Below are 13,139 nucleotides of genomic sequence, written 5' to 3'. Positions count from 1 at the left end.
TCCCGTCCCGCGGCCCCGCGTGGGCGGAGTAGGTTGCTCGCATGGACGTTTCGGTAGGGGTTCGGAAGGCCCGGGCGGAGGACGCCGAGGCGCTCGCGGAGGCGCTCGCGCGGAATCGGGGGCACATGCGGGCCACCGAGCCGTACCGGCCCGAGCGGTACTACACCGCCGAGGCGCAGGCCGAGCGGCTGGCCGACGGCGGGCGGCGGTGGTTCGCGTGGGAGGGGGAGCGGATCGTGGGGGCCGCGATCCTGTCCGGGATCGTGTGGGGACCCTTCAGGAGCGCCTCGCTCGGGTACTGGGTGGACGGCGGGCGCACCGGCCGCGGCATCGCCGGCGCGCTCGTCGACGAGGTGCTGCGGGCCTCGCGCGACGAGCTCGGCCTGCACCGGATCGAGGCGTCCACCCTGCTCGACAACCACGCCTCGCAGCGCGTCCTCGCCAGGGCGGGGTTCGAGCGGATCGGGCACGCGCCCCGGTACCTGCACATCGCGGGGGAGTGGCGCGACCACTTCCTCTTCCAGCGGATCCTGCACGATCGGCCGCCGCCCCTCGCCTGACACGACGGCCACCGGTGGCGTACCTTTGACGGCTGCCCAGTGCACGTCAGAAGGGGGCCTTAGTGGCCGCGCAGGAAGCCGTCGACACGGTCAGAGACCGTGAGATCGGCGTCGAGCAGGAACATCTGGACCAGGTCTACCGCCGCCTGGAGGAGAAGATCCACGAGGCGGAGTTCCTGATGAACGACGCCGCGCAGAAGGGGCACGTCGGCACGCCCGGCGCGCTCGCCGAGCGCGACGCCCAGGTCTTCCGCGCCGGGGTCCACCTGAACCGGCTCAACAACGAGTTCGAGGACTTCCTGTTCGGGCGGATCGACCTGCTGGAGGGGAAGGACGGGATCAAGGGGCCCGACGGGGCGTACACGTCCGTCGAGCCGGCCGACGACGCCGTCCGGGCCGACAACACCGCCGACATCCGCGAGACCCTGCACATCGGCCGCATCGGCGTCCTCGACGCCGACTACTCCCCGCTCGTCATCGACTGGCGCGCCCCCGCCGCCGCGCCCTTCTACCGGTCGACGCCCGTGGAGCCGGGCCGGGTCGTCCGCCGCCGGGTCATCCGGTCGAAGGGCCGCCGGGTCCTCGGCGTCGAGGACGACCTGATGCGTCCGGAGCTGAGGGCGAGCCTCGGCGGCGCCGAGCTGCCCGTCATCGGCGACGGCGCGCTGATGGCCGCCCTCGGGCAGGCCCGCTCGCACACCATGCGGGACATCGTCTCGTCGATCCAGGCCGAGCAGGACCTCGTCATCCGCGCGCCCGCCGCCTCCGTCACGTACGTGGAGGGCGGGCCGGGCACGGGGAAGACGGCCGTGGCGCTGCACCGGGCCGCGTACCTGCTCTACCAGGACCGCAGGCGGTACGCCGGCGGCATCCTCATCGTCTCCCCGACGCCGCTGCTCGTCTCGTACACCGAGGGCGTGCTGCCCTCCCTCGGCGAGGAGGGGCAGGTCGCCATCCGGGCGCTGGGGAACCTGGTCGACGGGGCCGAGGCCGACGCGTACGACGAGCCCGCCGTCTCCCGGATCAAGGGCTCCTCGCGGATGCTCGCCGTGCTCCGCAAGGCGGCCCGCGGCGCCCTGGACCGGCCCGACTCGCCGAAGCTCCTCCGGGTCGTCGCCTTCGGCCGCCGCCTCGAACTGGAGGAGGCCGAGCTGCGGCGGATCCGGCAGAACGTGCTCTCCGGCACCGCTCCCGTCAACCTGCTGCGGCCCCGTGCCCGCCGGCTCCTCCTGGACGCCCTGTACGCCCGCTCGGGCGCCGCGGGCCGGCACAGCGACCCCGAGCTCGCCGCCGAGCTGCGCTCCTCCTTCGACGAGGACGTCTCCACCGAGGACGCCTTCCTCGGCTTCCTCGACGCCTGGTGGCCGGAGCTGGCCCCGCGCCAGGTCCTCGACGCCATGGCCGACGAGAAGCGGCTCGGCCGCTGGGCCCGCCGGATCCTCAACCCGGGGGAGGTCCGCCGGGTCGCCCGCTCGCTGCGCCGTCCGGGGCTCTCCGTCCACGACGTGGCCCTCCTCGACGAGCTGCACACCCTGCTGGGCGCCCCCGCCCGGCCGAAGCGGAAGCGGGAGTACGACCCGCTGGACCAGCTCACCGGTCTGGAGGAGCTGATGCCGGTGCGCGAGGAGACCCAGCGGGAGCGGGCCGAGCGGCTGGCCGCCGAGCGCACCGAGTACGCCCACGTCATCGTCGACGAGGCGCAGGACCTGACGCCCATGCAGTGGCGGATGGTCGGCCGCCGGGGCCGGCACGCGACCTGGACGGTCGTCGGCGACCCGGCCCAGTCGTCCTGGTCCGACCCGGACGAGGCGGCCGCCGCCCGCGACGAGGCGCTGGGCTCCCGGCCGCGCCGGCGCTTCGAGCTGACGGTGAACTACCGCAACCCGGCGGAGATCGCCGAGCTGGCCGCCAAGGTCCTCGCCCTCGCGATGCCGGGCAAGGAGTCGCCGAGGGCGGTCCGCTCGACCGGCGTCGAGCCCCGTTTCGTCGCGGTCGGCGCGGGCGGCGACCTGGCCGGAGCCGTACGGTCCGAGGCGGAGCGGCTGCTCGCCGAGGTGGAGGGCACGGTCGGCGTGGTCGTGGCCATGGACCGGCGCGCGCAGGCCGCCCGCTGGCTCGACGGCCTGGGCGACCGGGTGGTCGCGCTCGGCTCGCTGGAGGCGAAGGGCCTGGAGTACGACGCCACCCTCGTCGTCTCCCCGGCCGAGATCGCCGACGAGTCCCCGGCCGGCCTGCGCGTCCTGTACGTGGCCCTCACCCGTTCGACACAGGCGCTGACGGTGCTCTCGGGCGAGCGGGACCTGCCGGACGAGGCCGGTGTCCCGGACCTCCTGCGGGACTGAGGCCAGGGCTCTCCGGGGGTGATTTCCGGTCAACACGCGCCGGGGGAATCACCTTCGGGGCGGGTTTGTTAGCCTGGTCGTGACACCGGCTCGATCCAAGCCCCCGGGCCCAACCTTCGTCCCTCAGAGGGACCACTTGCCGCGAGGCGAGCATGGCGGGTCGGTGTCACTTAGACATACATACGAAGTTGGGGCCCCGGTCGTCTTCCGACGACCGGGGCCCCTTCTGTTGCCCGGGAAACTCTCGTATGGTGGAAACTACTTTCCGAAAACAAAATGACCGCATTACCTGCTACCGGCGGGTAGGTGCGACGATCGGAGGGCGCCGTCAGGGCAACCAAGCCGGGGCGGCGTAGCAACGAAGCTAGGGAAAGCAGAGGAATCCGGCCATGGCAACGGCGCCCAGCGTCTCGTACTCGATGACGGTCCGGCTGGAGGTGCCCGCGAGCGGCACCGCGGTCTCGCAGCTCACGGCGGCGGTCGAGTCCCACGGAGGGTCCGTCACCGGCCTCGACGTCACCGCCTCGGGTCACGAGAAGCTCCGGATCGACGTCACCGTCGCCGCGACCTCCACCGCGCACGCCGACGAGATCGTCGAGCGGCTGCGGGACATCGAGGGCGTCGTCCTCGGCAAGGTCTCGGACCGTACGTTCCTGATGCACCTCGGCGGCAAGATCGAGATGGCGTCCAAGCACCCCATCCGCAACCGTGACGACCTGTCCATGATCTACACCCCGGGCGTCGCCCGCGTGTGCATGGCGATCGCCGAGAACCCCGAGGACGCCCGCCGCCTCACCATCAAGCGCAACACCGTCGCGGTCGTCACCGACGGCTCCGCCGTCCTCGGCCTCGGCAACATCGGCCCGATGGCCGCCATGCCGGTCATGGAGGGCAAGGCCGCCCTCTTCAAGCGCTTCGCCGACATCGACGCCTGGCCGATCTGCCTGGACACCCAGGACACCGACGAGATCGTGGCGATCGTCAAGGCCATCGCCCCCGGCTTCGCCGGCATCAACCTGGAGGACATCTCCGCGCCGCGCTGCTTCGAGATCGAGGCCCGACTCCGTGAGGCCCTCGACATCCCGGTCTTCCACGACGACCAGCACGGCACCGCCATCGTCGTCCTCGCCGCCCTCACCAACGCCCTCCGGGTCGTCGGCAAGGGCATCGGCGACGTCCGGGTCGTCATGTCGGGCGCCGGCGCGGCCGGCACGGCCATCCTGAAGCTGCTGATCGCCGCGGGCGTGAAGCACGCGGTGGTCGCCGACATCCACGGCGTCGTGCACGCCGACCGCGAGGACCTGGTGGCGGCCCCGGCGGACTCCCCGCTGCGCTGGATCGCCGACAACACCAACCCGGAGGGCGTCACCGGCACCCTCAAGGAGGCCGTCGTCGGCGCGGACGTCTTCATCGGCGTCTCGGCCCCGAACCTGCTGGGCGCCGAGGACGTGGCGGCGATGGCCGAGGACTCCATCGTCTTCGCGCTCGCGAACCCCGACCCGGAGGTCGACCCGGCCGCGGCCCGGCAGACCGCCGCCGTGGTCGCCACCGGCCGCTCGGACTTCCCGAACCAGATCAACAACGTGCTGGTCTTCCCCGGCGTCTTCCGCGGTCTGCTCGACGCGCAGTCCCGCACGGTGAACACCGAGATGATGCTCGCCGCCGCCAGCGCCCTCGCGGACGTCGTCACCGAGGACGAGCTGAACCCGAACTACATCATCCCGTCGGTCTTCAACGACAAGGTCGCGGGCGCCGTCGCCGGGGCCGTCAGGAACGCCGCCAAGGCGGCCGCCGCGGGCGCCTGAGCGTGTCGCGATTCGCGGAGCCGTAAACCCGCCTTTAGGGTGGCTTTTCGGCTCCGCACCGTTTGCGGGGAGTCGACGCTACGTCACCACCAGGGGGCTCCGGCGCCTTTCCTGTGCCCCCAGGGGGTGCCGGATTGGCGTTCCCGCCGCTGGTGGGGGCAGGATGCTCCCCCGAGGACTTCGTCCAGGGGGGAACCCCCAGGGCGCGAGGGATCCACGAGAGACAGACCCGAGTCCGGGGACTGTCCGAGGCCCCTGGCAGCATCGGCTTCGATCTCACGCCTCACAGGCAAGAAGAACACGGGAGTAACAACATGAACCGCAGTGAGCTGGTGGCCGCGCTGGCCGACCGCGCCGAGGTGACCCGCAAGGACGCCGACGCCGTGCTGGCCGCCCTCGCCGAGACCGTCGGTGAGGTCGTCGCCAAGGGCGACGAGAAGGTCACCATCCCCGGCTTCCTGACCTTCGAGCGCACCCACCGTGCCGCTCGCACCGCTCGCAACCCGCAGACCGGCGACCCGATCAACATCCCGGCCGGCTACAGCGTGAAGGTCTCCGCGGGCTCGAAGCTCAAGGAAGCCGCCAAGGGCAAGTAAGCGGCCTGTAGGCGCACGAAAAGGGCGGCCACCCCTTCCGGGGTGGCCGCCCTTCCGTATGCCCTTCTCAGGCCCCCTGGAGGGCTCAGACGAGCGCGCCGCCCGGCAGTTCGACCTTGGCGCCGAGCTCCACGAGCTTCTCCATGAAGTTCTCGTAGCCGCGGTTGATCAGGTCGATGCCGTGGACCCGGCTGGTGCCCTGGGCGGCGAGGGCCGCGATCAGGTACGAGAAGCCGCCGCGCAGGTCCGGGATGACCAGGTCGGCGCCCTGGAGCTTCGTCGGGCCGCTGACGACCGCCGAGTGGAGGAAGTTGCGCTGGCCGAAGCGGCAGTCGGAGCCGCCGAGGCACTCGCGGTACAGCTGGATGTGGGCGCCCATCTGGTTCAGCGCCGAGGTGAAGCCGAGCCGGGACTCGTACACCGTCTCGTGGACGATGGAGAGGCCGGAGGCCTGCGTCAGGGCGACGACCAGCGGCTGCTGCCAGTCGGTCTGGAAGCCGGGGTGGACGTCGGTCTCCAGGTGGATCGCGTTCAGCGAGCCGCCCGGGTGCCAGAAGCGGATGCCCTCGTCGTCGATCTCGAAGGCGCCGCCGACCTTCCGGTACGTGTTGAGGAAGGTCATCATCGAGCGCTGCTGGGCGCCGCGCACGTAGATGTTGCCCTCGGTGGCGAGCGCCGCGGACGCCCAGGAGGCCGCCTCCAGGCGGTCCGGGAGCGCCCGGTGGGTGTAGCCGTCGAGCTTGTCGACACCGGTGATCCGGATGGTCCGGTCGGTGTCCATCGAGATGATGGCGCCCATCTTCTGCAGGACGCAGATCAGGTCCTCGATCTCCGGCTCCACGGCCGCGTTCGAGAGCTCGGTGACGCCCTCGGCGAGGACGGCGGTGAGCAGCACCTGCTCGGTCGAGCCGACCGAGGGGTACGGGAGGCGGATCTTGCAGCCGCGAAGGCGCTGCGGGGCCTCCAGGTACTGGCCGTCGGCGCGCTTCTCGATGGTCGCGCCGAACTGGCGGAGCACGTCGAAGTGGAAGTCGATGGGCCGGCCGCCGATGTCGCAGCCGCCGAGGCCCGGGATGAAGGCGTGGCCGAGGCGGTGCAGCAGCGGGCCGCAGAAGAGGATCGGGATGCGCGACGAGCCGGCGTGGGCGTCGATGTCGGCGACGTTGGCGGACTCGACGTGCGTCGGGTCGAGCACCAGCTCGCCGGGCTCCTCGCCGGGGCGGACCGTCACGCCGTGCAGCTGGAGCAGGCCGCGGACGACGCGGACGTCGCGGATGTCCGGCACGTTGCGCAGTCTGCTGGGGCCGCTGCCGAGCAGGGCGGCGACCATCGCCTTGGGCACGAGGTTCTTCGCGCCGCGAACGCGGATCTCGCCCTCCAGCGGGGTTCCGCCGTGGACAAGCAGGACATCGTCTGTGCCGGTCATGAATCTCGCGTTCCGGAGTCGTCGGTCGGGTGGCCAGAGAAAAGGGTAAGGGGCCATTGGACCCTGATCGGGCCGGTCGGGGTGCCTGTCAGATGTAATGAATTCGGCACAACACCCTCCGTTCCCGTGATCTTGCGGAGTGTCACCGTCCGTTTGTCCCGGAGGGGCGGCCGGGGCGGTCCCGTCCCGCCCTTCCGACCTGCGGGGCTCGCCCTCGCCTCCCCCGCTTTCCCGGGATTCCGCCCGAGAACCCCCGCCCGCGCCGAAGATGCGGGATCATGTGTCGCATGACCGAGGTGTCCTCGCTCACAGGACGGCTGCTCGTGGCCACGCCCGCCCTCGCGGATCCCAACTTCGACCGCGCGGTGGTGCTGCTGCTCGACCACGACGAGGAGGGCTCGCTCGGCGTGGTCCTCAACCGCCCCACCCCCGTCACCGTCGGTGACGTCCTCGCGCCCTGGGCGGGCCTCGCCGGCGAGCCGGGCGTCGTCTTCCAGGGCGGGCCCGTCTCCCTCGACGCCGCCCTCGGCCTCGCCGTCATCCCCGGCGACGAGGGCCCGCTCGGCTGGCGCCGGGTCTTCGGGGCGATCGGCCTCGTCGACCTGGAGACCCCGCCCGAGCTCCTCGGCCCCGCCCTCGGCGCGCTCCGCATCTTCGCCGGGTACGCGGGCTGGGGCCCCGGCCAGCTGGAGCTCGAACTCACCGAGGGCGCCTGGTACGTCGTCGAGTCCGAGCCCGGCGACGTCTCCTCGCCCACCCCCGAGACCCTCTGGCGCCAGGTGCTGCGCCGCCAGCGCGGCGACCTCGCCATGGTCGCCACCTATCCGGACGACCCTTCGCTCAACTGAGGGCCGCGGGGTTCAGTACCCTTGGGACCCATGAGCACTCTCGAGCCCGAGCGCGGGGCAGGTACGGGAACCCTCGTCGAGCCGACGCCGCAGGTGTCCCACGGTGACGGCGACCATGAGCGCTACGCCCATTACGTCCAGAAGGACAAGATCATGGCGAGTGCCCTCGACGGCACTCCCGTCGTCGCACTCTGCGGGAAGGTCTGGGTGCCCGGGCGCGACCCGAAGAAGTACCCGGTCTGCCCGATGTGCAAGGAGATCTACGAGTCCATGGGCTCGGGCGGGGACAAGGACAAGGACAAGGGCGGCAAGGGGAAGTAACCCCTCCTCCCGGACCGTCGGGGACGGCCCCCGTCGCGCGCACCAGCGGTGCGCGCGACGGGGGCCGTTCCGTGTTTCCGGACCCCGCGCCGGGGTGCCCGCCGAGGCCTTCTCCGGTGCCGGGGCGGGGGTGAAGTGGTCGAGACCTCTTGTCGTGATCGCCGGGCGCGCCTAACCTCACCGCTGTTGTTGTGCAGCACGAAACGCCCGTTGCGTATGTTGCAACGCACGCTCGGAGGGGAACCGCCATGAAGCTTCCTGCCCGGATCACCGCCCCCGTCGCCCTGCCGCTCGCCGCCCTCGTCCTGGCCGCCTGCGCCCCCCAGACCTCCGCCCCCGCCGCCGGCGGGGACGAGAAGACCGGCACCCTGCGCGTCTGGCTCTTCCAGGAGGTCGCCAACCAGCCCAAGGAGAAGGTGGTCGACGCGGCCGTCGCCGCCTTCGAGAAGAAGCACCCCGGCGCCGACGTCGAGGTCGAGTACATCCCCGTCGAGACCCGCGCCCAGCGCGTCAAGGCGGCCTTCAACGACCCCGGGTCCGCCCCCGACGTCATCGAGTACGGCAACACCGACACCGCCGGATACGTGAAGGACGGCGGACTCGCCGACATCACCGCCGAGTTCACCGCCTGGGACCAGGCGAAGGACACCGACCCCACCGCCCGGGAGTCCGTCACCGTCGGCGGCAAGGTCTACGGCGCCCCGCTCTTCGTCGGCGTCCGCGCCCTCTACTACCGCACCGACGTCTTCCGGGAGCTCGGCCTCGCCGCCCCCAAGAGCCAGGACGAACTCGCCGCGACCGCCCGGAAGATCCGCAAGGCCAGGCCCGAGATGTACGGCATCGCCGTCGGCGGCGCCTACACCTACGGCGCCCTCCCCTTCGTCTGGGCCGCCGGCGGCGACCTCGCCACCCAGGACGGCTCCGGCGCCTACAAGGCCGCCCTCGACTCCGACGCCGCCGTCCGGGGCCTCACCGCCTACACCTCGCTCCTCGGCGACGACAACTGCCCCGCCGCCACCTGCGCCCAGATGGGCGGCAACGCCACCGTCACCGCCTTCGCCGCCGGCAAGGCCGGCATGGCCATCGTCGGCGACTTCAGCCACGCCGCCGTCGAGGCCGGACAGGTCAAGGGCAAGTACGCCGTCGTCCCGCTGCCCGGCACCACCCCCGGCTCCATCGCCCCCGCCTTCGCCGGCGGCAACAACATCGGCGTCCTCAGGTCCACCTCCCACCGCACCCTCGCCGTCGAACTCACCAAGGAACTCGCCGGCAAGGAGAGCCAGGCCGCGCTCTTCGACGCCATGGGCTTCCTGCCCACCTTCACCGACGTCCGCGCCGCCGCCGCCGGACGCAAGCCCTTCGTGAAGCCCTTCATCGACACCCTCGCCGCCGGCACCAAGTTCGTGCCCGCCACCGCCGCCTGGGGCCGCATCGACTCCTCGCTCGTCGTCCCCACGATGCTCCAGGAGATCGCCAGCGGCCGGAAGAACGTGCGGACCGCCGCCGGCGACGCCGCCGAGAAGATGGACGCGGCCTTCGCCGAGGCGGGCCGAGCCGGATGACGGCCACCCTCACCGAACGCCGGCCCCGGAGCCGTACCGGCAGGACCGGCGCGACCCCCACCGGCACCTCCCGCACCGGAACCTCCGCCTGGACCCCCTGGCTCTACCTCCTGCCCGCCCTCGCCGTCCTCGGCGCCCTCCTCGTCTACCCCGTCTACCAGCTGGGCCTCATCTCCTTCCTGGAGTACACCCAGGCCCAGGTCAGCGGCGGCGAACCCACCTCCTTCCAGGGCCTCGGCAACTACACGGCCCTCTTCACCGACCCGCAGTTCCGTCAGGTCCTGCTCGCCACCGTCGTCTTCGCCGCCGCCTGCGTGGCCGGCACCCTCGCCGTCGGCTGCGCCCTCGCCGTCCTCCTCACCCGCGTCCGGGCGCTGCCCCGGCTCGCCCTCATGCTCGCCGCGCTCGGCGCCTGGGCCACCCCCGCCGTCACCGGCTCCACCGTCTGGGTCTTCCTCTTCGACGCCGACTTCGGCCCCGTCAACAAACTCCTCGGCCTCGGCGACTTCTCCTGGACCTACGGGCGGTACAGCGCCTTCGCGCTCGTCCTCCTCGAAGTCGTCTGGTGCTCGTTCCCCTTCGTGATGGTCACCGTCTACGCCGGGATCCGGGCCGTCCCCACCGAGATCCTGGAGGCCGCGGCCCTCGACGGCGCCTCCCAGTGGCGGATCTGGCGCACCGTGACCGCGCCACTGCTCCGCCCGATCCTCGCCGTCGTCACCATCCAGTCCGTCATCTGGGACTTCAAGGTCTTCACCCAGATCTACGTCATGACCAACGGAGGCGGCATCGCCGGCCAGAACCTCGTCCTCAACGTCTACGCCTACCAGCAGGCCTTCGCCTCCTCCCAGTACAGCCTGGGCGCCGCCATCGGCGTCGTCATGCTGCTGATCCTGCTCGCGGTCACCCTGGTGTACCTGCGGGTCCTCCGCCGCCAGGGGGAGGACCTGTGACCGCTTTCCGCGTCCGCCGTCCCGGGCGGCTGCTGGCCGAGGCGGCGGCCCTCCTGACCGCCGTCGTCGTCGCCTTCCCGCTGTACTGGATGGTGCTCTCGGCGTTCAAGCCGGCCGGGGAGATCCAGTCGACCGAGCCCCGGCCCTGGACCCTCTCCCCGTCCCTCGACTCCTTCCGGAGGGTCTTCGAGCAGCAGGACTTCGGCCGCTACTTCCTCAACAGCCTCCTCGTGGCGACCGCCGTCGTCCTCGCCTCCGCCGTCGTCGCCTTCCTCGCGGCGACCGCCGTCACCCGCTTCCGCTTCCGCTTCCGCACCACGATCCTGGTCATGTTCCTGGTCGCGCAGATGGTGCCGGTCGAGGCGCTGACCATCCCGCTCTTCTTCCTCATGCGCGACGCCGGACTCCTCAACACCCTCGGCTCGCTCGTCCTCCCGCACCTCGCCTTCTCGCTGCCCTTCGCGATCTGGATGCTGCGCGGCTTCGTCCGCGCCGTGCCGGAGGCGCTGGAGGAACAGGCCAGGATCGACGGCGCGAGCCACGCCCGCTTCCTGTGGACGATCCTCTTCCCGCTGGTCCTGCCCGGGCTCGTGGCGACCAGCGTCTTCTCGTTCATCTCGACCTGGAACGACTTCCTCTTCGCCAAGTCGTTCCTCATCAGCGACACCTCGCAGTCCACTCTCCCGATGGCGCTGCTGGTCTTCTTCAAGCCCGACGAGAACGACTGGGGAGGAATCATGGCCGGGTCGACCGTGATGACGGTCCCGGTGCTCGTCTTCTTCGTACTCGTACAGCGCCGCCTGGTCTCCGGACTGGGCGGGGCGGTGAAGGACTGACACGATGGCAGACACGGACCTCGTCCCCGCACCCCTGACGGCCCGGACGGAGGGAGGCGCCCCCGGCTCCCTCTCCCTCGACGAGCGGACCACCCTGGACGCCGGACCCGGCACCGAGGCCACCGCCCGCTGGCTGCGTGCCGTCCTCGGCGCCGCCACCGGCCTCCCCTTCGCCGACGGCACCGGCCCGCACGCCATCCGGCTGCGGCTCTCCCCGGAGACGGAGGAGGCGTACGGCCCCGAGGGCTACCGCCTCTCCACCGAGGACCCGGAGGCCGCCGTCACCCTCGACGGCGGCGGTCCCGCCGGGCTCTTCTGGGGCGCCCAGACCCTGCGCCAGCTCCTCGGCCCCGACGCGTACCGGCGGGCGCCCGTCCGGCCCGGCGCGGACTGGGACCTGCCGTACGTGACCGTCGCCGACCGCCCCCGCTTCGGCTGGCGCGGCCTCCTCCTCGACGTGGCCCGGCACTTCACCGCCAAGGAGGACGTGCTGCGGCTGCTCGACCTGATGGCCGCGCACAAGCTGAACGTCTTCCACTTCCACCTGACCGACGACCAGGGCTGGCGGATCGAGATCCGGCGGCACCCGCGCCTCACCGAGGTCGGCGCCTGGCGGGCCCGCTCCAAGCGCGGCCACCGCGCCTCGCCGCTCTGGGACGACACCCCGCACGGCGGTTACTACACGCAGGACGACATCCGCGAGATCGTCGCCTACGCCGCCGAGCGGCACATCACCGTCGTCCCGGAGATCGACCTCCCCGGCCACTCGCAGGCCGCCATCGCCGCGTACCCCTGGCTCGGCAACACCGACGTCGTCGACACCGCCGCCCTCGCCGTCTGGGACACCTGGGGCGTGAACCCGAACGTCCTCGCCCCCACCGAGGAGGTGCTCCGCTTCTACGAGGGCGTCTTCGAGGAGGTCCTGGAGCTGTTCCCGGGCACCTTCGTCCACGTCGGCGGCGACGAGTGCCCCAAGGACCAGTGGAAGGAGTCCCCGGCCGCGCAGGCCCGCATCGCGGAGCTCGGCGTGGGCGACGAGGACGGGCTCCAGTCCTGGTTCATCCGCCACTTCGACCGCTGGCTCGCCGACCGGGGCCGCCGCCTCATCGGCTGGGACGAGATCCTGGAAGGGGGCCTCGCCGAGGGCGCCGCCGTCTCCTCCTGGCGCGGCTACGGCGGCGGGATCGCCGCCGCCGAGGCCGGGCACGACGTCGTCATGTGCCCCGAGCAGCAGGTCTACCTCGACCACCGGCAGGACGGCGGCGCCGACGAGCCCGTTCCGATCGGCTTCGTACGCACACTGACCGACGTGTACCGCTTCGAGCCCGTTCCGCCCGGTCTCTCCGAGGCGGCCGCCCGGCACGTCCTCGGCACCCAGGCCAACGTGTGGACCGAGGTGATGGAGGACCGCGACCGCGTCGACTACCAGGTCTTCCCCCGCCTCGCCGCCTTCGCCGAGGTCGCCTGGTCGGCGCTGCCCGCCCCCGACGAGCGCGACACGGCGGGCTTCCTGCGCCGCATGGAGACCCACTACCGGCGCCTCGACGCCCTCGGCGTCGCCTACCGCCCGCCCGCCGGGCCCGCCCCCTGGCAGCGCCGCCCCGGTCTGCTCGGCCGCCCGATCGACGGGCCGCCCCCGATCGTGTGAGCCAGCTCGCCTCCCGGGGTCACCCGGGAGCGTCGAAACGGGAGTTACCTTCTCTGTCAGGACGTCCGGCACGTCCGGGAAGTCCGCGGACAACCCGGGCGTGCCGGGTGCCCCGGGCGAAGGGTCCCGCGCGGCCCCTCACTCCGGACGGCCCGGAAGATGTGCCAGAGTTGCCACGTCCGGCCTGTGAGCACGTACGGTACGCCCACACACAGGCGCGCCGTGCGCCCGCTCGCACGCGC

The 13,139-nt window shown here is 72.1% G+C and carries 11 protein-coding genes; 10 read left to right on the top strand and 1 reads right to left on the bottom strand.

What is annotated here, in order from left to right; translation table 11 throughout:
• Window positions 1-41 precede the first annotated feature (41 nt).
• From IE245_RS06910 to IE245_RS06895, 4 genes are all read left to right on the top strand, one after another.
• Window positions 42-560, top strand: a complete 519-nt coding sequence (locus IE245_RS06910; RefSeq protein WP_189945822.1) for a GNAT family N-acetyltransferase — start codon at window positions 42-44, stop codon at window positions 558-560.
• Between the two features lie 62 nt (window positions 561-622).
• Complete coding sequence (locus IE245_RS06905) at window positions 623-2,902, top strand: HelD family protein (RefSeq protein ID WP_189945821.1); 2,280 nt, start codon at window positions 623-625, stop codon at window positions 2,900-2,902.
• Window positions 2,903-3,291: 389 nt separating this feature from the next.
• Complete coding sequence (locus IE245_RS06900) at window positions 3,292-4,707, top strand: NAD-dependent malic enzyme (protein ID WP_189945820.1); 1,416 nt, start codon at window positions 3,292-3,294, stop codon at window positions 4,705-4,707.
• Between the two features lie 314 nt (window positions 4,708-5,021).
• Window positions 5,022-5,303, top strand: coding sequence for an HU family DNA-binding protein (locus IE245_RS06895; RefSeq protein WP_017237029.1), 282 nt, complete (start codon window positions 5,022-5,024; stop codon window positions 5,301-5,303).
• A gap of 85 nt (window positions 5,304-5,388) precedes the next feature.
• Here the strand turns inward: IE245_RS06895 and murA are convergent, their stop codons facing one another.
• Window positions 5,389-6,729, bottom strand: coding sequence for a UDP-N-acetylglucosamine 1-carboxyvinyltransferase (gene murA / locus IE245_RS06890; protein ID WP_189945819.1), 1,341 nt, complete (start codon window positions 6,727-6,729; stop codon window positions 5,389-5,391).
• 287 nt (window positions 6,730-7,016) lie between these two features.
• On the opposite strand from murA, the gene IE245_RS06885 reads away from it, so the two are divergent.
• From IE245_RS06885 to IE245_RS06860, 6 genes are all read left to right on the top strand, one after another.
• Window positions 7,017-7,577, top strand: coding sequence for a YqgE/AlgH family protein (locus IE245_RS06885; protein ID WP_189945818.1), 561 nt, complete (start codon window positions 7,017-7,019; stop codon window positions 7,575-7,577).
• Between the two features lie 30 nt (window positions 7,578-7,607).
• A complete protein-coding gene (locus IE245_RS06880; protein WP_037879418.1) occupies window positions 7,608-7,898 on the top strand; it encodes a DUF3039 domain-containing protein in 291 nt (96 codons plus the stop codon).
• 248 nt (window positions 7,899-8,146) lie between these two features.
• Window positions 8,147-9,460, top strand: coding sequence for an extracellular solute-binding protein (locus tag IE245_RS06875; protein WP_189945817.1), 1,314 nt, complete (start codon window positions 8,147-8,149; stop codon window positions 9,458-9,460).
• Complete coding sequence (locus IE245_RS06870; protein ID WP_189945816.1) at window positions 9,457-10,413, top strand: carbohydrate ABC transporter permease; 957 nt, start codon at window positions 9,457-9,459, stop codon at window positions 10,411-10,413. The genes IE245_RS06875 and IE245_RS06870 overlap by 4 nt, the downstream gene beginning before the upstream one ends.
• Entirely contained in the window at window positions 10,410-11,249 is an 840-nt protein-coding gene (locus tag IE245_RS06865; protein ID WP_189945815.1) for a carbohydrate ABC transporter permease, read from the top strand. The genes IE245_RS06870 and IE245_RS06865 overlap by 4 nt, the downstream gene beginning before the upstream one ends.
• A 4-nt stretch (window positions 11,250-11,253) precedes the next feature.
• Complete coding sequence (locus IE245_RS06860) at window positions 11,254-12,897, top strand: beta-N-acetylhexosaminidase (protein ID WP_189945814.1); 1,644 nt, start codon at window positions 11,254-11,256, stop codon at window positions 12,895-12,897.
• Window positions 12,898-13,139: the final 242 nt, after the last annotated feature.

Source organism: Streptomyces roseolus (assembly GCF_014649855.1).
In the GTDB taxonomy this organism is placed as follows: domain Bacteria; phylum Actinomycetota; class Actinomycetes; order Streptomycetales; family Streptomycetaceae; genus Streptomyces; species Streptomyces roseolus.
The sequence above is the reverse complement of the archived record's forward strand: the minus strand, read 5'-3'. Positions and strand labels throughout refer to the sequence as shown.

Bases quoted from the DNA above. Each gene is read 5' to 3' on its own strand.
- IE245_RS06900 (WP_189945820.1), top strand. From the start codon at position 3,292: ATGGCAACGGCGCCCAGCGTCTCGTACTCGATGACGGTCCGGCTGGAG.
- IE245_RS06875 (WP_189945817.1), top strand. From the start codon at position 8,147: ATGAAGCTTCCTGCCCGGATCACCGCCCCCGTCGCCCTGCCGCTCGCC.
- IE245_RS06885 (WP_189945818.1), top strand. From the start codon at position 7,017: ATGACCGAGGTGTCCTCGCTCACAGGACGGCTGCTCGTGGCCACGCCC.
- IE245_RS06860 (WP_189945814.1), top strand. From the start codon at position 11,254: ATGGCAGACACGGACCTCGTCCCCGCACCCCTGACGGCCCGGACGGAG.
- IE245_RS06910 (WP_189945822.1), top strand. From the start codon at position 42: ATGGACGTTTCGGTAGGGGTTCGGAAGGCCCGGGCGGAGGACGCCGAG.
- murA (WP_189945819.1), bottom strand. From the start codon at position 6,729: ATGACCGGCACAGACGATGTCCTGCTTGTCCACGGCGGAACCCCGCTG.
- IE245_RS06895 (WP_017237029.1), top strand. From the start codon at position 5,022: ATGAACCGCAGTGAGCTGGTGGCCGCGCTGGCCGACCGCGCCGAGGTG.
- IE245_RS06870 (WP_189945816.1), top strand. From the start codon at position 9,457: ATGACGGCCACCCTCACCGAACGCCGGCCCCGGAGCCGTACCGGCAGG.
- IE245_RS06880 (WP_037879418.1), top strand. From the start codon at position 7,608: ATGAGCACTCTCGAGCCCGAGCGCGGGGCAGGTACGGGAACCCTCGTC.